Here is a 20,481-nt window from a genome sequence, read left to right as displayed (position 1 = left end):
AGGGCCGATGAAGTCTTGGTGCAAAAACCTGCTCGTAGCCGGGCTGAGCTTGGCTGCCCTGTCGGCCTGTTCTTCCAACGATGTGGAAGAAGAACCCGTCAGTGAGCTCAAGGAAATCAATGCCACCGTTTTCCCCCAGATCAACTGGGATGAAAAGGTCGGCAGCGGTGTTGGTGACTATTACTCCCGCCTCCGTCCCGCGGTGCGTTACGGCAAAATTTTCGTTGCCGATCGCTACGGTGAGGTGACGGCCTTTGACGAGGCCAGCGGTGACAAGGTCTGGTCCCAGGACTTCAGCGAACTGTTCCGTGACAATGTGCTGGCCAAGAACAAGGGCGCCCGTCTGGCCGCCGGTGTCACTGTAGCCCAGAATAAGGTGTTCATTGGCGGCGAGAGCGGCCTCCTGGGTGCCCTGGATGCGAATACCGGCGAGGTGGTGTGGTATGCCTTGGCCGGAGGCGAGCTGCTGTCGGCCCCAACTGTCGCCGACGACATGGTGGTGGTGAATACCGGCGCCGGTGCCCTTGAGGCCTTCAACATAGACACAGGCGCCAAGGTCTGGAGCTATGATAACGGTCTGCCGAATCTGACGTTGCGTGGCACAGGTGCCGCAGCCTATGAAGGTGGTGGCTTCTTTGTCGGCACCGCCGATGGCAAGGTGGCCGTGGTTATCAAGCAAAACGGTCAGCCCGCCTGGGAACAGGCCATCTACAGCCCCAGCGGTGGCAACGAATTCAGCCGCATGGCCGACGTGGATATGACCCCGCTGCTGATAGGTGATAACCTGTACGCTGTCAGCTATAACGGTAACCTGGTTTCCATGGAAGCCCGCACTGGCCGAGTGGTGTGGACCCGCAAGTATTCCAGCTTCAACGAGCTGGCAAGCTCTGGGGTGCAACTGTATCTGGTGGATGACCACAGCCGCATCTACGCCATCGACAGGCGCAACGGTCTGGAAATGTGGAGCAACTCAGAGCTCAGCAACCGTGCCGTGACATCACCTGAGGTGTTCGGTGATTACCTGGTGGTTGGTGATTTCGAAGGCTATCTGCACTTTATCGACCGTGCCGATGGCAAGTTGGTGGGTCGCATCGAGGTAGACAGCAGCGGCCTGTATGGCCAACCGCTGGTGGTGGACAACAAGATTTATGTCCAGGGCCGCAGCGGCAAGGTGGCCATAGTCACACTTCCTTAAGTCAAGGTTGAACCTTGCCAAGCCCCTGGAAGTGCTTCCGGGGGCTTTTTATTGAAAAGTTTGTAATAGAGGCAAAAACATGATCCCTGTAGTGGCCCTGGTGGGTCGTCCCAATGTGGGCAAATCGACCCTGTTCAATCGTCTCACCCGTACCCGGGATGCGCTGGTTGCTGACTATCCGGGCCTGACCCGCGACCGTAAGTACGGCCGCGCGTTTTTGTCCGGCTATGAATTTATCGTGGTGGACACCGGCGGTATCGACGGCACAGAAGAAGGCATTGAAACCAAGATGGCCGAGCAATCCCTCGCAGCCATCGAGGAAGCGGATGTGGTGCTGTTTATGACCGACGCCCGTGCCGGTCTGACCGCCGCCGATCTGGCCATTGCCCAGCATCTGCGCAGCCGCGAGAAAACCACCTTCGTGGTGGCCAACAAGGTTGACGGCATAGACGCCGACTCCGCCTGTGCCGAGTTCTGGTCTTTGGGCCTGGGTGAGGTGTACCAGATGGCTGCCGCCCAGGGCCGTGGCGTGACCAATATGATCGAATACGCCCTGGCGCCCTATGCCGAGGCCATGGGGATCAGCCGTGACGGTGAAGTCGAGGAAGAAGCCGACGAGCGTCAGTACACAGAGGAAGAGGCCGAGGCCGAGCAGCAGCGCCTGCAGGACCTGCCCATCAAGCTGGCCATCATAGGCAAGCCCAATGTGGGCAAATCGACCCTGACCAACCGTATTCTGGGTGAAGAGCGGGTGGTGGTGTACGACGAGCCCGGCACCACGCGCGACTCCATCTATATTCCGATGCAGCGCGAAGATCGCGAATACATCATTATCGACACCGCCGGTGTGCGTCGCCGTGCCAAGGTGCACGAGGTCATTGAGAAGTTCTCGGTGATCAAGACCCTCAAGGCGGTTGAAGATGCCAACGTGGTGCTGCTGGTTATCGATGCCCGCGAAGGTATTGCCGAGCAGGACTTAGGCTTGCTGGGCTTTGCCCTCAACGCCGGTCGCGCCCTGGTGATCGCGGTCAACAAGTGGGACGGCATAGACAACGATATCAAGGACAGGGTCAAGACCGAACTGGACCGTCGTCTGGGCTTTATCGACTTTGCCCGCATTCACTTTATCTCCGCCCTGCACGGCACCGGCGTAGGCCACCTGTTCGAGTCCATCGAAGAGGCCTACGACAGCGCAACCCGCCGCGTCAGCACCTCAATGCTGACCCGCATCATGCAGATGGCCCAGGACGATCACCAGCCGCCGCTGGTCAACGGCCGCAGGGTGAAGCTCAAGTACGCCCACGCCGGTGGTTACAATCCGCCGATCGTTGTGGTGCACGGCAACCAGGTGAGCAAGCTGCCGGACTCCTACAAGCGCTACATGATGAACTACTATCGCCGTTCGCTGAAGGTGATAGGTACGCCCATCCAGCTGCGTTTCCAGGAAGGGGACAACCCCTTCGAAGGCAAGGTGGAAAAACTGACCCTGAGTCAGGAGCGTCGCCGTAAGCGCATGATGACCCACATCAAGAACAAAAAGGCCTGATCCGGGCCCCGCGCTTCGTACCACAAACAGCAAAACACCAGGCAGTGCCTGGTGTTTTGTTTTCTGAAGCCCGAAATTCTCCGTTTATGGGAAGTATTAGCCGTTTGAGTTCGCGTCTAAGTCAATAGCCTCGATGCGGGATACCAGGTTCCCCTGTCTGAGCCGGCTGTGAATAAGCTCGCCAACGGCCACGTCCTGCGCCTGCTCCAGCACCCGGCCCTCGCTGTCCTTGGTGATGGAATAACCCCGTGACAGGGTCGCCAGGGGGCTTACGCTCTCCAATCTGTGGGCATTGGCCGCCAGCCGCTGTTTGGCGTCTGTAAGGCCGTCCGCCATGGCGGAATGCATCCGGCTGTCGAGATAGCCCAGGCGCTGACGTGCCAGGGCCAACTTTTGGGCGGGGGATTGACGGCTCAGACGGGCACCGAGGCGCTCCAGTGTCAGGGTGGCTTGGGCGAGCTTGCGTTCAAGGGCCGCTTCCAGTCGTAGCGCCAGCTCATCCACCCGCTGCATCTGCCGTTCCAGTGCCCGCTTGGGATCCTGCCTGTCGAGCCTTGCCTGCAGCCTTGCCAGGCGCTCGGCCTTTGACAAGCGGTAATGACGCCAGCCCTGTCCAAGGCGCGCCAGCAGGGCGCTCAGGCGCTGGCGTTTGTAGTCCTGATCCTGGGACAGCAGCTCGGCACCGGCAGACGGAGTGGGGGCGCGCACATCGGCAACATAGTCGGCAATTGTGGTATCCACCTCATGACCAACGGCGCTGACCACTGTCAAAGCACTGTTGTAGATGGCATGTGCCAGCGCCTCGCTGTTGAAGCACCAGAGATCTTCCAGGCTGCCACCACCGCGGGTCAGCAGCAGTACGTCTACCTCGAGCCGCTGATTGGCCAGCTCTATGGCGCGGATAATCTCCTTGTCGGCACCTGTGCCCTGCACAGCTGTCGGGTAAATAACGATTTCCAGGGACGGATCGCGCCGTTTCAGCACATTGAGCACATCGCGGATGGCGGCACCTGTGGGGGAGGTGATAACCCCTATGCGCTGCACGTGGGCCGGCAGCGGCCTTTTGGTCGCGGCGGCAAACAGGCCTTCACTGGCCAGTTTTAATTTCAGCGCTTCGTATTGCTGGGCCAGCAGGCCATCGCCGGCCGGTAACATGGCGTCCAGCAGCAGCTGATAGTCGCCCCTGGGTTCGTAGACGCTGATCCCGCCGTGAACTATCACCTGCTGGCCGTTCTGGGGCCGGAAGCTGACGGCAGTGTTGCGACCCTTGAACATGGCGCAGCGGATCTGCGACTGGCTGTCCTTCAAAGTCAGATACCAGTGACCCGAGGCGGGGGCGGAGAAATTGGAGATCTCGCCGCTGAGCCAGATCTTACCCAGCTGTCCTTCCAGCAGTTGCCGTACCTCGCCGTTGAGGCGGGAAACGGTATAAATCGAGTTTTTAGGGACTTGCATGGATTTTTCCGGACAAACGCGAATTTTTATGTATTTTCCATTTACCAGTGCCAGCTTGCAAGGTATAATGCCGCCGCAATATTTCACCTCTTATATCCTACACATGGGGAGATGTTGCAATGCTACGTTTGATTAAAGAAGCGCTTACCTTTGACGATGTGTTATTGGTGCCAGCGCACTCCACCGTACTCCCTAATACCGCGATCCTCAAAACTCGTCTGACCAAAAAAATCGAGCTCAATATACCTCTGGTGTCTGCTGCCATGGATACCGTGACCGAGGCACGCCTGGCGATCGCCATGGCCCAGGAAGGTGGTATTGGCTTTATCCATAAAAACATGAGTATTGAGGCCCAGGCCGAAGAAGTCCGCAAGGTCAAAATCTACGAAGCCGGTGTGGTACAGCAACCCGTGACAGTGACACCGGAAACTACCCTGGCCGAGCTCAAGGTACTTACCGAGCGCAACGGCTTTGCCGGTTATCCCGTGGTTAACCAGGCCAACGAACTGGTGGGCATAATCACAGGTCGTGACGTGCGTTTCGTGACCGACTGGAGCCTCCAGGTTGTTGAGGTCATGACACCAAAAGAGCGTCTGGTGACTGTGCCTGAAGGCACCAAGCTCGACGAAGTGCAGAAGCTGATGCACGCCAACCGCATCGAGAAGGTGCTGGTGGTGGATGACAACTTCCGCCTCAAGGGCCTGATCACTGTTAAAGATTTCGAAAAAGCCGAGCGCAAACCCAACGCCTGTAAGGACGAACTGGGTCGTCTGCGTGTCGGTGCCGCCGTCGGTGCCGGCGCCGGCAACGAAGAGCGTGTCGATGCCCTGGTCAAGGCCGGTGTGGACGTGCTGCTGATTGACTCCTCCCACGGCCATTCCGAAGGCGTGCTGCAGCGTATCCGTGATACCCGCGCAAGACATCCCAATCTGCAAATCATAGGTGGCAACGTGGCCACTGCCGAAGGTGCCCTGGCACTGGTGGAAGCCGGTGTTGATGCGGTGAAAGTGGGTATTGGCCCAGGTTCCATCTGTACCACCCGTATCGTGACCGGTGTGGGCGTACCGCAGATCACCGCCGTATCCGATGCAGCCGCTGCGGTTAAGCACCTGGACATCCCTGTGATTGCCGATGGCGGTATCCGCTTCTCCGGCGATCTGGCCAAGGCGCTGGCCGCCGGTGCCTCAGTGGTGATGGCCGGCTCAATGTTTGCCGGTACCGACGAAGCCCCGGGTGAAACCGAGCTGTATCAGGGCCGTGCCTACAAGTCATACCGTGGTATGGGATCCCTTGGCGCCATGAGCCAGGGTTCTTCCGACCGCTACTTCCAGAGCGATAACGCCGCCGACAAGCTGGTGCCGGAAGGCATCGAAGGCCGTGTACCCTACAAGGGCAAGCTCAAGGAAATCATCCATCAGCACATGGGCGGCCTGCGTTCCTGCATGGGCCTGACCGGTTGCGCCACCATCAAGGAGCTGGGTGAGAAGGCCCAGTTCGTCAAGGTGACCTCCGCCGGCATGGGCGAGTCCCACGTGCACGACGTGACCATTACCAAGGAAGCCCCGAACTACCGTACCGGCGGCTGACAATGACAAGGGCGGCCCAGAGTCGCCCTTGCTGTACCTGATGGTCTGGCCCATGCTTGTGGGCCCGGCCAAAAAATTCGCTTAACGATGAGATAAAGGTTACCCATGAGCAATATTCATGAGCACAAGATACTGATCCTCGACTTCGGCTCCCAGTACACCCAGCTGATCGCCCGCCGTATCCGCGAAATCGGCGTGTACTGCGAACTCTGGGCCTGGGACGTGACCGAGGCCCAGATCCGTGAATTCGCCCCCAACGGTATCATTCTGGCCGGTGGCCCCGAGTCTGTGACCGCCGACAACTCACCCCGTGCCCCCGAGTACGTGTTCAACGCCGGTGTGCCTGTGCTGGGGATCTGCTACGGCATGCAGACCATGAGCGAGCAGCTCGGCGGCAAGGTTATCCAGGGCGTGGGTGAGGGCGAGTTCGGTTATGCCCAGGTGGAAGTGCTGGCCGATTGCGCCCTGCTGCGCCACATCGAAGACGGTCTGTCCGATTCCGGCAAGCCGCTGCTGGACGTGTGGATGAGCCACGGTGACAAGGTATCGGAAATCCCCGCAGGCTTCGTGGCCGTCGCCAAGACCGAGACCTGTCCTTTCGCCGTGATGGCCAACGAAGACAAGAAATTCTACGGCGTGCAGTTCCACCCCGAGGTGACCCACACCCGTCAGGGCAAGCGCATGCTGGAACATTTCACCCTGGATATCTGTGGCTGTGATGCCAAATGGCAACCTGCCTCCATCATTGAAGATGCGGTCGAGCGCATCAAGGCCCAGGTGGGTGACGATGAAGTGATCCTCGGCCTGTCAGGTGGCGTGGATTCCTCAGTGACCGCCATGCTGCTGCACCGCGCCATCGGCAACAAGCTGACCTGCGTATTTGTCGACAACGGCCTGCTGCGTCTCAACGAGGCCCACCAGGTGCTGGAGATGTTCGGTGACCACTTCGGTCTCAACATAGTCCACGTGGATGCCGAAGCCCGCTTCCTCGACGCCCTCAAGGGCGAAAATGACCCCGAGGCCAAGCGCAAGATCATTGGCCGCGTATTCGTGGAAATCTTCGATGAAGAAGCCTCAAAATGCGTCAATGCCAAGTGGCTGGCCCAGGGCACCATCTATCCGGACGTGATTGAATCCGCCGGCAGTGCCACAGGCAAGGCCCATGTGATCAAGTCTCACCACAACGTCGGCGGTTTGCCGGACGATATGGAGCTGGGTCTGGTGGAGCCGCTGCGTGAACTGTTCAAGGACGAAGTGCGCCGCATAGGTCTGGAACTGGGTCTGCCCTACGACATGCTCTACCGTCATCCATTCCCCGGCCCTGGCCTGGGTGTACGCGTGCTGGGTGAAGTGAAGAAGGAATACTGCGACCTGCTGCGCCGCGCCGATGCCATCTTCATCGAAGAACTGCACAAGGCCGACTTGTACAACAAGGTCAGCCAGGCCTTCACAGTGTTCCTGCCGGTACGCAGTGTGGGTGTGATGGGCGATGGTCGTAAGTACGACTGGGTTGTGTCCCTGCGTGCGGTGGAAACCATCGACTTTATGACCGCCCACTGGGCCCACTTGCCATACGATTTCCTCGGTCGGGTGTCCAACCGTATCATCAACGAAATCAACGGTATCTCCCGTGTGGTGTACGACATCTCCGGTAAGCCACCAGCGACCATTGAGTGGGAATAAGCCTCGCGGCTTATCACAGTTGAAGAATAAAAAAGGCGCTCCGGCGCCTTTTTTATTCCCTTATCCTATGTTTATCCGTAGCTCTGGCGCCCGAGAAGCATCCTCAAAGGACGACCAATCTTCTTGCAGTTCTTGATGTTCACAACTATGATTTGTTCATGATTCATGAACGTTGATTTTGTATGAACAAAGAGGCGACCTTGCTAATGCTTGCCATGGATAATCTGCCCCCCCATATCCAAGGCGAGTCTACATTTGATCCAAAGCCAGATGGCCATCTGTACACCGATGCAAAAGTGACTTTAATAGCATATGGTGAACGCTACCCGTTTGACGTTGAAATCAAGTACATTCACCGTAAAGAAAGCCTTGCTGCATTGTTGGATACTGCTCGTCCCGACACCTTACTGGTATGCAACAGGCTGTCGCCCTTTTTGGCAGACTTTTGCTCCAGCCATTCGATCAACTTCATTGATGAGGCTGGTAATGCCAGGGTGAATTATAACGGGTTACATCTATGGGTTGAGGGCAAGGATAGCTTGGTAAGTGCCCCTTCAAGTAACCGGCAGGGAAAGCCGGGGCTGGGTTTTATGAAGCTGTTGTTTGCCTTATTGGCACAGGAAGAGGTATTACACTTACCGTTTCGAAACATTGCCGATATGGCGAATATCTCATTAGGTATGGTCAGTAAGGGATTTCAATATTTGGCGTCCGAAAAGCTTGTCAGTCTAGGCAGTACCAGACGTATTCTGGATAGGGAAGCGCTTTATCATATTTGGATTGAATACTATCGCACGGTATTAAGACCAAAGCTTGGTGGGTTAAGGCTGATTGCTCCGGATGATTGGCGCGAAATCCCGTTAACCTCCGATGATTGCTGGGGGGGGGAAGTGGCCGCCGATGAGTTGACACACTATTTGCAACCTTATGATTTACAGCTCTTCACGTTTGAGCCATTGCAAAAAAAGCTTGCTCTGCTAAAGGCAAAGTCAAACCAGACCGGAAGATTCTGGTTGGTTCCCGCATTCTGGGGGAAAGAGTTGAAAATCGACAGTAAAGCCAAGGCGCTACTTGCAGTTGCGGAACTGCTTGCCAGCAACGATAGCCGAAACAGAGAGGTCGCCGGACTAATAAATGAGCAATATCTACACCTTAAAGCACTCCCTAAAACTTGGGTTTAAACCTGTATTGATGCTGATTGCGGCCACAACCAAGCAAACCGGAATGCCATTTTTTGTAGCAGGAGCAACAGCGAGGGATATTGTCTTGTTCAATGTGTTTGGCCGGGATCCCGGGCGCCAAACCCGTGATATTGATACAGGCATACTGGTACCGGATTGGGAAGCCTTTTCCAAAGTAAAACAGGCCTTGCTTAATGCCGGTTTAACAGAAACTAAAAGCATCCATCGATTACAAGATCCTCACAGTGCCTTGCCAATCGATATTATTCCATTTGGCGGCATAGCAGGCGATAAAGGAGATATACAGTGGCCACCTGAGCATGCAGTCACCATGTCAGTCGCAGGTTTTCAGGAAGCTTACGATGCTGCGTTATCAGTGGACATTGGGCAGGGCAATATCATCAAGGTCGCGTCTCTGGCTGGGCTGACTTTGCTCAAACTCATTGCCTGGCAGGAACGGGGAAATGAGGCTGGCAAGGATGCGGCCGATTTTTTAACCGTTTTGCTTGAATATCAACATATACAAGAAGATCGTCTGTGGGAACCTTTTATTCCGGCAGAGCGATTGAATTATGACATTGAAAGGCAGGGTGCCTTCCTCCTCGGATATGACTTGAAAATGATCTTGTCTGAACCCGCTACCAACCCACAGACTGTCTGCCGGATAAAGGCCTTGGCATCTGATTTGGATCGATTTGTTGGGGCTCTGTTTAAACATCAGCACACATATGGTCACGACAGGATAGAACGACTCCTGTGGGATTTCTGGACTGGGTTGGATTTATAAGGCTTTTTAAATCATTCATGTTACAGAAGGTCAAACTGAGTTAAGGGCGCTGCGGCGCCCTTTCTTTTTTGCGGCTTGGCGGGGTGGCTGGCTATAATGGGCGCCCCGTTTTTTTGAATCGACAGAATCGACAGGATTGAGCTTGAACCCAATAGATGATGATGAACACTGGATGCGTGAGGCTTTGGCCCAGGCCGCTTTGGCCGAGGCCGAGGGGGAGGTGCCGGTGGGGGCGGTGTTGGTGAAGGATGGTGAGCTGATTGCCACGGGCTTCAATCACAACATAGGCCTCAACGATCCCAGTGCCCACGCCGAGATGCAGTGTTTACGCCTGGGTGGCAAGTTACTGGATAACTACCGCCTGCTGGGCACCACACTGTATGTGACCTTGGAGCCCTGCGCCATGTGTGCCGGTGCCATGGTGCACAGTCGCATCCAAAGGTTGGTGTTTGGTGCCAGGGATGAGAAGACGGGGGCGGCGGGAACCGTGGTTAACCTGTTGCAGCACCCGGCGTTCAATCATCAGGTGGAGATCAGCGCCGGGGTCTTGGCCGAGCAATGCTCGGCGCAGCTAAGTGAGTTTTTTCGGCGTCGCCGGCAGGAGAAAAAAGCCTTGAAACAGGCGGCGAAACCGCAGGACTGATCAGTCCTCGGCCTGGATGAAGTTGAAGAACTGCTTTTGACGGTTGAGCAACTGCTTGTGACGGGCCTTCAGTACTGTGCGGCGCCGCGCGGCGGCATTGTTGAATATCTTTCGTTTCATTTGGGGTACTCCTTTTTCCCGGGTCCCTGTGACCACTAGGGTGTTTTTCAGAATTCTCTGTTTTAAAAACATTAACAGCGACGGCCTTTGCTGGCAATAGGGGGCCGGGGAACTGCTTGGCTGTTTCTTGGGCAGATGAGCGGGATATTTGATCTCTGAGGGTATTAGTCCCCAAACGGTTGTCTTTCGGGACTATTTGGGGGCCGTGACCTGGTCCGTCAAGGTATCGCTGTCGGGGGGCGTTTCCTGGGCCAGGGGTTGATCCGGGCTATTCTGGTTGTCAAGCCACACCAGGGTATCGTAGTAGCGGCGGATGGAGTCCACGTAATGCACCGCTTCGCCGCCACGGGCATAGCCGTAGCGGGTACCCTGATAGTATTTGCGTTTTTGCAGCAGTGGCAGGGTCTGTTTCACATCGCGCCAGGCGCTGGGGTTAAGTCCCTGGGCCTCGGCCAGTTTGCGGGCATCCTCAAGGTGCCCCAAGCCTATGTTGTAGGCCGCCAGGGCAAACCACATCCGCTGATTCTCGGGAATCGATTCCGGCAGCCGGGTCAGCAGATCTTTAAGGTAGGCGGCACCGCCACGAATGCTTTGCTCGGGATCCAATCTGTTGTCTATACCAAGTTGACCGGCGGTGCTCAAGGTCAGCATCATCATGCCGCGTACACCTGTCGGTGACCGCGCATTGGGGTTCCAGTGAGATTCCTGATAGCTGGCCGCGGCCAATTTGCGCCAATCCAACTCCCCCGCATAGGCCTCGAACAGCGGCCGGTACAGGGGCAGTTTGGCGTCGATGGCGCGGATAAAGGCACGGGTGTCCACATAGTCGAAGCGTTTGACGTGACCGAAGTATTTTTCGTTCAGATGATCCAGGGTGCCGGCCCGGCGCTCCTGGTGCCAAAAACTCAGCAGCTTGCTCATCAGCACATCGCTGCCCGTGGCCGACAACAGCCAGACCACGGGCTGTTGCTCCGCCAGCACCAAACCGGCCCGCAGCTCCGGCAGAAAGCGGCGGTTAATCTGCAAGCTGGTGGAATGGCTGAGGGTGTATTTGAGCTCCCCCTGGGCCACCTGAGCCAGCAATTCGTCGTTATCCTTGTCGCCGGTTTGTTCCCATACCAGTTCGGGACGCGCCTGCTGCAGGCGGGTCAGGCTTTCCACAAAGGCGGAGTCGGCCACCACGGTAATCTGACCGCTCAATTCGTCAACGTTCTGGGGGGCTTGATTGCCTTCCTTATAGACCACCACTTCGTTGACATAATACAGTGGTGGGCCCATGCGAAAGCGGTCGCGGCGAAAGGGGGTTTCGGTCATGCCGGCGGCGATAATGTCTATCTCGCCGTGGGCGAGGGCATCGAACAGTTCGCTGCGGCTGCCATAGGCCTTCATGTTCAGCGGCAGCGCCAGATAATCGGCAAAGCGCTCCGCCATTTCATAGTCAAAGCCGCTGAGGCCCTGACCTGAGCTCATGTAAATCTGTTGGGCATAAAGGGTGCCGACCCTGAGTTCCTGTTGGGGTTCGGGTTCGACCGGCATTGGTTCATGCACCGCCGGCTGACAGGCGGTCAGCAGCAACAGCAGGATGAATGTTAACCAATGTTTATGCATTTCAATAAATTAGCCTAATATTAGTGCCTGTGAGGCTTGGGTTGAACGACTTGCAGTTTACCATGCTAGCCGTCCTTGGCTGAGGCCAGGCTGAATAGCCTGGAAAAAGTCTGTTCTGGAGCCCTGTCGCTTTGCGAGAAACACTGTTTTGTGTCGCAGCAGCAGGTGATTTACGGAGCACATTTCCCTATAATAGCGCCACCTCTGACCCTGTAATTATAAATAATAAGGTGAAAAGACGTGATGGAGATCATCCGCGGAGCCCCTGCACTCTCGGCGTTTAGGGTGCAAAAGCTGATGGAGGCCTGTGCACAAGCAGCGCTTCCGGTACGCCAAATTTACGCAGAATACGTTCATTTGGCCGATCTTAGCGAGTCGCTCGACGCCAATGAAACCGAGCAACTTGGCAAGATCCTGACCTACGGCCCCGCCATCGAAGCGCACGCCCCCACAGGTCAACTGCTGTTCGTGACTCCCCGCCCCGGTACCATTTCCCCCTGGTCCTCCAAAGCAACAGATATCGCCCAAAATTGCGGTCTTGGCAAGATAAAACGCCTCGAGCGTGGTGTGGCCTATTACGTTGAAGCCGATGCGCTCAGCGCCGAGCAGCAAAAGCAGCTCAAGGGCCTGCTGCACGATCGCATGGTTGAAGTGGTGCTCGACAGCTTCGAGTCTGCCACCGTGCTGTTCGCCCGTACCGAACCCGCCCGCTTCACCAGCGTTAATATCCTGGGTGAAGGTCGTCGTGCCCTGGAAGTGGCCAACCGCGACATGGGCCTGGCCCTGGCGGAAGATGAAATCGATTACCTGGTGGACAACTTTGTCCGCCTGGGACGCAACCCCAACGACGTCGAGCTGATGATGTTTGCCCAGGCAAACTCTGAGCATTGCCGTCACAAGATCTTCAACGCCGACTGGACCATTGACGGCGAAGTGCAGCCCAAGTCGCTGTTCAAAATGATCAAAAACACCTTCGAGAAGACCCCGGATCACGTGCTGTCCGCTTACAAGGACAACGCCGCCGTGATGGAAGGTTCAGTGGCCGGTCGTTTCTTCCCGGACCCTGACGGTGTCTACAACTATCACACCGAACCCATGCACATCCTGATGAAGGTGGAAACCCACAACCACCCGACCGCCATCAGCCCTTATCCGGGGGCGGCCACGGGCTCAGGCGGTGAAATTCGTGACGAAGGCGCAACGGGTCGCGGCTCCAAGCCCAAGGCCGGTTTGACAGGCTTCAGCGTGTCCAACCTCAAGATCCCCGGTTTCGTGCAACCCTGGGAAGGCAACTACGGCAAGCCCGAGCGTATCGTCAGCGCCCTCGACATAATGATCGACGGCCCCCTGGGTGGTGCCGCCTTCAACAACGAATTCGGCCGTCCGGCACTGCTGGGTTACTTCCGTACCTATGAGCAGCAGGTCAGCAGCCATAACGGCGTCGAAGTGCGTGGTTACCACAAGCCCATCATGTTGGCCGGTGGTCTGGGCAACATCCGCGAAGAGCATGTGCAGAAGGGCGAGATTTCCCTCGGCGCCAAGCTTATCGTCCTCGGTGGCCCCGCTATGAACATTGGTCTGGGTGGTGGCGCCGCCTCATCCATGGCCTCGGGTCAGTCCAGTGAAGATCTGGATTTCGCCTCTGTGCAGCGTGAAAACCCGGAAATGGAACGCCGCTGCCAGGAAGTGATCGACCGTTGCTGGCAGCTGGGTGACAAGAACCCAATCCAATTTATCCACGACGTGGGTGCCGGTGGCCTGTCAAATGCCTTCCCCGAGCTGGTAAATGACGCCGGTCGCGGTGGCCGCTTCGAGCTGCGTAACGTGCCTTCCGATGAGCCCGGCATGAGCCCGCTGGAGATCTGGTGTAACGAGTCCCAGGAACGCTATGTGCTGTCTGTGGCCGCCGAGGATCTGCCGCGCTTTGCCGCCATCTGTGAGCGCGAGCGCGCACCTTTTGCCGTGGTGGGTGAGGCGACCGAAGAACGTCACCTGAGCCTGTCCGACACCCATTTCGACAACAAGCCCATCGACCTGCCGCTGGAAGTGCTGCTGGGCAAGCCACCCAAGATGAGCCGCGATGTGGTCAGCAAAAAGGCGGTATCGCCTGCGCTGATCCAGGACGCCATCAAGCTCGACGAAGCCGTTAAGCGGGTATTGAACCTGCCGACCGTGGCCGACAAGACCTTCCTGATCACCATTGGCGACCGCACCGTGACCGGTCTGGTGGCCCGGGATCAGCTGGTGGGTCCATGGCAGGTGCCCGTGGCCGACTGCGCCGTGACCGCCGCCACCTTCGACACCTATGCCGGTGAAGCCATGTCCATGGGCGAGCGCACTCCGCTGGCGTTGCTGGACTTTGGCGCCTCTGCCCGCATGGCGGTGGCCGAGTCCATCATGAACATCGCCGGTGCCGACATTGGCTCCTTCAAGCGTATCAAGCTGTCAGCCAACTGGATGTCTGCCGCCGGTCACCCGGGTGAAGACGCGGGTCTGTTTGAGGCGGTCAAGGCCGTGGGCGAAGAGCTGTGCCCAGAGCTGCAACTGACCATTCCCGTGGGCAAGGACTCAATGTCCATGAAGACCGCCTGGGAAGAGGCCGGTGAGCAGAAGACGGTAACCGCGCCCATGTCGCTGGTGATCTCCGCCTTCGGTGCGGTGCGCGATGTGCGCAATACAGTGACCCCAGAGCTGCGCAGCGACAAGGGTGAAACCGTGCTGCTGCTGGCAGACCTCGCCAAGGGCAAGGTCCGCCTCGGTGGTTCCTGTCTGGCCCAGGTGTATGGTGAGCTGGGTGATGTGGCGCCGGATCTCGAGGATGCCGCCAGCCTGCGCGGTTTCTTCGAAGTGACCCAGTCTCTGGTGGCAAGCCGTCAGCTGCTGGCCTACCACGACAAGAGTGACGGCGGTCTGTTCACCACCTTGGTGGAAATGGCCTTCGCCGGTAACACGGGTCTGGATATCGACCTGTCGGCACTGCCTGGCACGGATCTGGAGCGCCTGTTCAACGAAGAACTGGGTGGCGTTATCCAGGTGGCCAAGGCCGATGCCGATGCCATCATAGCCGCCTATGGCGCCGCCGGCGTTGCCTGCCATCAGGTTGCCGAGTTGGTCAACGAAGACAAGATCAGCATCCGAGACGGTGAGCGTGCCGTATACAGCAACAGCCGCGTGGCTCTGCGCACCCTGTGGTCCGAGACGACCTATCGCATGCAGGCCATGCGCGATAACCCTGAGTGTGCCCGCGAAGAGTTCGAACTCAAGCAACGCGCCGATGAGCCGGGTCTGACCGTTAAGCTGGGCTTCGACCCAAGCGAAGATGTGGCTGCACCCTACATACTCAAGGGCGTGGCGCCAAAGATGGCTATCCTGCGTGAGCAGGGCGTAAACTCCCATGTGGAGATGGCGGCCGCCTTCGATCGCGCCGGCTTTGAAGCCCACGACGTGCACATGTCGGACATACTCTCGGGCCGCATCAGCCTGGAGCAGTTCCAGGGCCTGGTGGCCTGTGGTGGCTTCTCCTACGGTGACGTGCTGGGTGCCGGTGAGGGTTGGGCCAAGTCCATCCTGTTCAACGGCCGTGCCCGCGACGAGTTCAGCCGCTTCTTCGAGCGCGACAGCAGCTTTGCCCTCGGGGTCTGTAACGGCTGTCAGATGATGTCGAACCTCAAAGACATCATCCCTGGTGCCGAGCACTGGCCGCGTTTCGTGCGTAACCGCTCCGAGCGTTTTGAAGCCCGCTTCAGCCTGGTGGAAGTGCAGCAGAGCCCATCGCTGTTCTTCAGCGGCATGGAAGGTTCACGCATGCCAATTGCCGTGTCCCACGGTGAAGGTTTTGCCGAGTTTGCCAATGCCGAGGCACTGGCCCGCGCCGAAGCGACCGGCACCATAGCCCTGCGTTATGTGAATGGCCATGGCCAGGTAGCGACCCAGTATCCGCAGAACCCCAACGGCTCGCCAAACGGCTTGACCGGTATTACTACTCTGGATGGTCGAGTCACCATTATGATGCCGCACCCAGAGCGGGTATTCCGCACCGTGGCCAACTCCTGGCATCCGGACAACTGGGGTGAAGACAGCCCCTGGATGCGCATGTTCCGCAATGCCCGGGTCAAGATCGGCTAATCAAGATAGATCAGTCGTCTATCTCTAATAAAAAGGAGCGCCTCGGCGCTCCTTTTTTATTGATTGCTGATCTGTAATTAGGTGGTTGGAAAGCTTGCTGCACAAGCAAAAAAAAAGCCCCGGGGTGGGCCGGGGCGGTTTTGCGCTAACAAAACAATAAATCACTTCAAAAGGGAACGTTTTACTCTTACAGCTCCTTGGCTGTGTAGAGTTCAACAAAGACACGCTTATAGCGGTTAACCAGACGATCGAGTAAGTTTTTCATTTGGGCTTCTCCACAAAAATTGTTGAATCACGCGGAGTTGGGTTTCGCCTACAGCACAGATGGCAATAAAAACCGTCTCCTTAACACTGGGCATATATTAGCCGCAGTCAATCTTCGCTTCAAACGAGAAAAACTTGAATTAGATATAAGAAAAACTAATCATAAATATGTGGTGTATTTTTCATCTTTAATTAAATACCTATTAAAACAATAAAATACGGTTTATTTGCGTTGCCTGTCATTCTAATTGCTTATCTATTTTAATGAAGCTGTGCCGAATTTAATGGAAATTCAGGGTCAGAGCATAATTAATTAATAATCTGCTGTTAATGGCGTGGTTCCTATGGGGCTCAACCGACGTGGTCATGACCAATTGCCCCGGTTAGGGCATGTCTGCGCAAACGTGCTGTGGTCCGCAAATTTGGCATAAAAAATCACCTTACATTGATCTGGATCAATTTGCGGTGGTATAAACTCGCTGTCGCCAATGGGGCTTATTTAATTAACAGATTGATAAATAAGCTAATGAGTCGGGTTGCCTTTCCAAGTAACGCAGGTTTCCAGGTATCACTCGGCGGCGCTGTGGCACTTATGCCCCCAATCCTGCACGGTATGACCTGATGTCTCCCGGGAGATGTCATTAAAGGAGTCTCTGATGATAGTTGAAGAGGTTGTCGAGCTATCGCGCCTGCAATTCGCGCTGACGGCCATGTATCACTTCCTGTTTGTTCCCCTGACCCTCGGCATGGCATTTCTGCTGGCCATCATGGAGTCCCTCTATGTGATGACGGATAACCCCATCTACAAGGACATGACCAAGTTCTGGGGCAAGCTGTTCGGCATTAACTTTGCCCTCGGGGTGACCACGGGGCTGGCGATGGAATTCCAGTTTGGCACCAACTGGTCCTATTACTCCCATTATGTGGGCGATGTATTCGGGGCGCCGCTGGCCATTGAGGGCTTGATGGCCTTCTTTATGGAGTCCACCTTTGTCGGCATGTTCTTCTTTGGCTGGGATCGTTTCAGCAAGCGCCAGCATCTGGCGGTAACCTGGTTGGTGGCCTTGGGTACCAATATGTCGGCCCTGTGGATCCTGGTGGCCAATGGTTGGATGCAAAACCCCGTGGGGGCCGAGTTCAACTATGAAACCATGCGCATGGAAATGACCAGTTTTGCCGAGGTGCTGTTCAACCCTGTGGCCCAGGTGAAATTTGTCCATACCGTGGCCTCCGGTTACGTGACCGGTGCCATGTTCGTACTGGCCATCAGTTCCTATTACATCCTCAAGAAGCGCGATCTGCCCTTTGCCCGCCGCTCCTTTGCCATCGCCGCCAGTTTTGGCATGGCGTCAATCTTGTCTGTAATAGTGCTGGGTGACGAATCCGGTTACACCGTAGGTGAGGTACAGCGGGTCAAACTGGCCACCATTGAGGCCGAGTGGCATACCGAGCCGGCACCGGCAGCCTTTACCCTGGCTGGGTTGCCCAATCAGGACACAATGCACACCGATTACGCCATCAAGATCCCTTATGCCATGGGCATTATCGCCACCCGCTCCCTGGATGAGGAAGTGATTGGCCTTAAAGATCTTATCGACGGCCACGAGCAGCGCATTCGTAACGGCATGCAGGCCTACGCCATGCTGGAGCGCCTGCGCGGCGGTGACACCTCGCCGGAACTGCGTGAACAATTTGAGGCGGCCAAGGGCGATCTCGGTTATGGCCTGCTGCTCAAGCGTTACACCGACAAGGTGGTCGATGCCAGCGAAGAGCAGATCAAGGCCGCGGCCCTGGATTCCATTCCAAGGGTGGCGCCGGTGTTCTGGAGTTTCCGTGTCATGGTGGGGGCGGGGATGATCATGTTGCTGGTGTTTGCCGCCGCCTTCTGGCAAAGCACCCGTCACCGGATTGAAGAAAACAAGTGGGTACTGCGGGCGGCGCTGTTCAGCCTGCCGTTGCCCTGGATTGCCATCGAATGTGGCTGGTTTGTGGCCGAGTACGGTCGCCAACCCTGGACCATCTCCGAGGTGTTGCCGACCTTCATGTCCGCTTCCAGCCTGACGCCGGGGGACATCTGGTTCAGCATTATCTCCATCAGTGTGTTTTACACTGTGCTGCTGGTGATAGAAGTGTATCTGATGCAGAAATTTGCCCGCCTGGGCCCCAGCAGCCTGAAAACCGGTCGTTATCATTTTGAGACCCACAAGGCCTGAGTTGAGGATCTAACTATGTTTGATTATGAAACCTTGAGATTTATCTGGTGGGCGCTCATTGGGGTGTTGTTCGTCGGCTTTGCCGTTACCGATGGTTTTGATATGGGCGTGGGTATACTGCTGCCCGTGATTGGCAAAGATGACACAGAGCGGCGCATCATGATTAACTCGGTCGCCCCCCACTGGGACGGTAACCAGGTGTGGCTCATTACCGCAGGGGGCGCCCTGTTTGCCGCCTGGCCCATGGTGTATGCCGTGTCCTTTTCCGGTTTTTATCTCGCCATGGTACTGGTGCTGTTGGCGCTGTTCCTGCGCCCGGTAGGTTTTGACTATCGCTCCAAGATAGAAGATCCGCGCTGGCGCAAGTCCTGGGACAAGGCGCTGTTTATCGGCTCCTTCGTGCCGCCACTCATCATAGGCGTGGCCTTTGGCAACTTGTTGCAGGGGGTGCCCTTCGACTTCGATGAATACCTGCGCGCCACTTACCACGGCGGTTTGCTTGGGCTGCTCAATCCCTTCGGCTTGTTGTCCGGGGCGATCTGCGTCGCCATGTTTATGATGCAGGGCTCGGCCTGGTTGCAGATGAAGACCGAAGGGGAGCTCAGGGTTCGCGCAGCGAAGGTTTCCGTGGTGGTTGCTTTGGTGCTGGTAGTGCTGTTTACCGCCGCCGGTTTCTGGGTAGCCAATGGCATAGAGGGTTACGTGCTGACCTCTGTGCTTGATCACGGCGCCGCCTCCAATCCGCTCAACAAGACGGTGGAAACCGTGACCGGCGCCTGGATGGCCAATTACCAGAGCTGGCCGCTGACCCTGATATTGCCGGCCCTGGGACTCATGATGCCGCTGTTGGTGGTCATGGCGAGCCTGCTTAATCGCAGCGGTTTGGCGTTTCTGGCAAGTTCACTGGCAAGCAGCGGGGTGATCCTCACCTGCGGCGCCGCCATGTTCCCGTTTGTGATGCCATCCTCCCTGGTGCCCAACGTCAGCCTGACCATGTGGGATGCCACCGCCAGCGCCACCAGTCTGACCGTCATGACCCTGGCTGCCATGGTGTTTGTGCCCATAGTGCTGAGCTATACCATCTGGACCTATTTGAAAATGTATGGCCGGCTTAATCGCCAGTTTATCGATTCCAACAAGACATCACTTTACTAGGAGGCCCTATGTGGTATTTCACCTGGATTTTGGGCGTATTGCTGGCCTGTGCCTTTGGTATCATCAACGCCCTGTGGCTAGAGCATACCGAGAACATGGATCGCAAAACGGAAAGCGACTGAGCCTGCGCCTCGCCATGACAGCCATAGTTGATTGTCGCAATCTGGGCCCAAAGTCGGCGGCCCTGTTGGCCGAGGTCGGTGTCTGCAATTTGCAACAGCTGCGGGAGTTGGGGGCCATTAATGTCATGCTGCGATTGCAGCGACTGGGGCACAAGCCCAATCTGAACCTGCTGTATGCCCTGGAAGGGGCCATCACTGACAGTCATTGGCAGCAGGTGGCCCGCAGCCGCAAGGGGGAACTGTTGTTGGCACTGGATGCCGCCCTGGCCTTTGACAGGCTGTGACTCTGAGAAAGCCGCTCCGATGAAGCGGCTTTTTTGTGGCGCAATGGCGGCTAAAGTCGCTTTTTTAGATGGGAATAGCAGCAAGTTGCGTGGGGGAATTTGCCAATGTGGCCGGCAGGGATTATGGTTAATTTATGGCTGCAAATTAACCAAGGGAGGGCCATGCATGCTGGGTGAAAAGCATCTTCTGTCTACAGAGTTTCCTGAATACAGTGCGGTTATTCAGGATCTGAAATCCACGGATCCTGAATTTATGGGCATGTCAAAACGCTATCACCAACTGGACCATAAAATTCGTGGTCTGGAACTCAATAAGGTCCCCACCACAGATGAGCACTTCGGTACGCTCAAACTGGAACGGGCCGAGTTGAAAGACAAGCTGTATCGTATTTTGGTGTCCAAGGGGCACTGACATCCATGGTCGGGAAGCCGGAGTTTATCTCCGGCTTTTTGCTGCCCGTTGCCGGGGGCCTGCTCTGAAAGCCAGACAATAAAAGAAAAGGCGCCATCGGGC

Annotated in this window: 15 protein-coding genes; 13 read left to right on the top strand and 2 right to left on the bottom strand. The window is 56.7% G+C overall.

Annotated elements, in window-relative coordinates; translation table 11 throughout:
* The first annotated feature begins 7 nt into the window (after nt 1-7).
* Together bamB and der are read left to right on the top strand one after the other, a co-directional pair.
* On the top strand, nt 8-1,195 hold the full coding sequence (gene bamB / locus JYB85_RS12450; RefSeq protein ID WP_207379564.1) for an outer membrane protein assembly factor BamB: 1,188 nt from the start codon (nt 8-10) through the stop codon (nt 1,193-1,195).
* A 79-nt stretch (nt 1,196-1,274) separates the two neighbouring features.
* On the top strand, nt 1,275-2,741 hold the full coding sequence (gene der / locus JYB85_RS12445) for a ribosome biogenesis GTPase Der (RefSeq protein ID WP_207324293.1): 1,467 nt from the start codon (nt 1,275-1,277) through the stop codon (nt 2,739-2,741).
* Between the two features lie 96 nt (nt 2,742-2,837).
* Here der and xseA read toward each other — a convergent pair whose 3' ends face one another.
* Nucleotides 2,838-4,196, bottom strand: a complete 1,359-nt coding sequence (xseA, locus tag JYB85_RS12440) for an exodeoxyribonuclease VII large subunit (RefSeq protein WP_207379563.1) — start codon at nt 4,194-4,196, stop codon at nt 2,838-2,840.
* Nucleotides 4,197-4,315: 119 nt separating this feature from the next.
* Between xseA and guaB the strand changes: the two genes are divergently transcribed.
* From guaB to tadA, 5 genes are all read left to right on the top strand, one after another.
* Nucleotides 4,316-5,782 carry an IMP dehydrogenase gene (gene guaB / locus JYB85_RS12435; RefSeq protein WP_207320311.1) on the top strand — a complete coding sequence of 489 codons (1,467 nt, stop codon included), beginning with the start codon at nt 4,316-4,318 and terminating at the stop codon, nt 5,780-5,782.
* 105 nt (nt 5,783-5,887) lie between these two features.
* On the top strand, nt 5,888-7,465 hold the full coding sequence (gene guaA, locus JYB85_RS12430; protein WP_207379562.1) for a glutamine-hydrolyzing GMP synthase: 1,578 nt from the start codon (nt 5,888-5,890) through the stop codon (nt 7,463-7,465).
* Nucleotides 7,466-7,647: 182 nt separating this feature from the next.
* A complete protein-coding gene (locus tag JYB85_RS12425; RefSeq protein WP_207379561.1) occupies nt 7,648-8,646 on the top strand; it encodes a type IV toxin-antitoxin system AbiEi family antitoxin in 999 nt (332 codons plus the stop codon).
* Entirely contained in the window at nt 8,600-9,433 is an 834-nt protein-coding gene (locus JYB85_RS12420; protein ID WP_207379560.1) for a nucleotidyl transferase AbiEii/AbiGii toxin family protein, read from the top strand. Before JYB85_RS12425 ends, JYB85_RS12420 begins: the two co-directional genes overlap by 47 nt.
* A 172-nt stretch (nt 9,434-9,605) precedes the next feature.
* The gene (gene tadA, locus JYB85_RS12415; RefSeq protein WP_267459520.1) at nt 9,606-10,076 is read left to right on the top strand and encodes a tRNA adenosine(34) deaminase TadA; all 471 of its coding nucleotides are present in this window, start codon (nt 9,606-9,608) and stop codon (nt 10,074-10,076) included.
* A 312-nt stretch (nt 10,077-10,388) separates the two neighbouring features.
* Here tadA and mltF read toward each other — a convergent pair whose 3' ends face one another.
* Nucleotides 10,389-11,804, bottom strand: coding sequence for a membrane-bound lytic murein transglycosylase MltF (mltF, locus tag JYB85_RS12410; RefSeq protein WP_207379558.1), 1,416 nt, complete (start codon nt 11,802-11,804; stop codon nt 10,389-10,391).
* 243 nt (nt 11,805-12,047) lie between these two features.
* Between mltF and purL the strand changes: the two genes are divergently transcribed.
* From purL to JYB85_RS12380, 6 genes are all read left to right on the top strand, one after another.
* Nucleotides 12,048-15,929, top strand: a complete 3,882-nt coding sequence (gene purL, locus JYB85_RS12405) for a phosphoribosylformylglycinamidine synthase (RefSeq protein ID WP_207382061.1) — start codon at nt 12,048-12,050, stop codon at nt 15,927-15,929.
* A gap of 920 nt (nt 15,930-16,849) precedes the next feature.
* Nucleotides 16,850-18,406 carry a cytochrome ubiquinol oxidase subunit I gene (locus tag JYB85_RS12400; protein WP_207379557.1) on the top strand — a complete coding sequence of 519 codons (1,557 nt, stop codon included), beginning with the start codon at nt 16,850-16,852 and terminating at the stop codon, nt 18,404-18,406.
* Nucleotides 18,407-18,421: 15 nt separating this feature from the next.
* Nucleotides 18,422-19,561: a cytochrome d ubiquinol oxidase subunit II gene (cydB, locus tag JYB85_RS12395; RefSeq protein ID WP_207379556.1), complete on the top strand. Its 1,140-nt coding sequence runs from the start codon at nt 18,422-18,424 to the stop codon at nt 19,559-19,561.
* Between the two features lie 8 nt (nt 19,562-19,569).
* The gene (gene cydX / locus JYB85_RS12390) at nt 19,570-19,683 is read left to right on the top strand and encodes a cytochrome bd-I oxidase subunit CydX (RefSeq protein WP_207324285.1); all 114 of its coding nucleotides are present in this window, start codon (nt 19,570-19,572) and stop codon (nt 19,681-19,683) included.
* A gap of 14 nt (nt 19,684-19,697) precedes the next feature.
* Nucleotides 19,698-19,967, top strand: a complete 270-nt coding sequence (locus JYB85_RS12385) for a TfoX/Sxy family protein (RefSeq protein WP_207379555.1) — start codon at nt 19,698-19,700, stop codon at nt 19,965-19,967.
* A gap of 166 nt (nt 19,968-20,133) precedes the next feature.
* Nucleotides 20,134-20,379, top strand: a complete 246-nt coding sequence (locus tag JYB85_RS12380; RefSeq protein ID WP_207320303.1) for a YdcH family protein — start codon at nt 20,134-20,136, stop codon at nt 20,377-20,379.
* The last annotated feature ends 102 nt before the right edge of the window (nt 20,380-20,481 follow it).

It is taken from the genome of Shewanella sedimentimangrovi (genome assembly GCF_017354965.1).
Lineage (GTDB): Bacteria > Pseudomonadota > Gammaproteobacteria > Enterobacterales > Shewanellaceae > Shewanella > Shewanella cyperi.
Note: the sequence above shows the minus strand (reverse complement) of the source record. Positions and strands in the feature narration are given on the sequence as shown.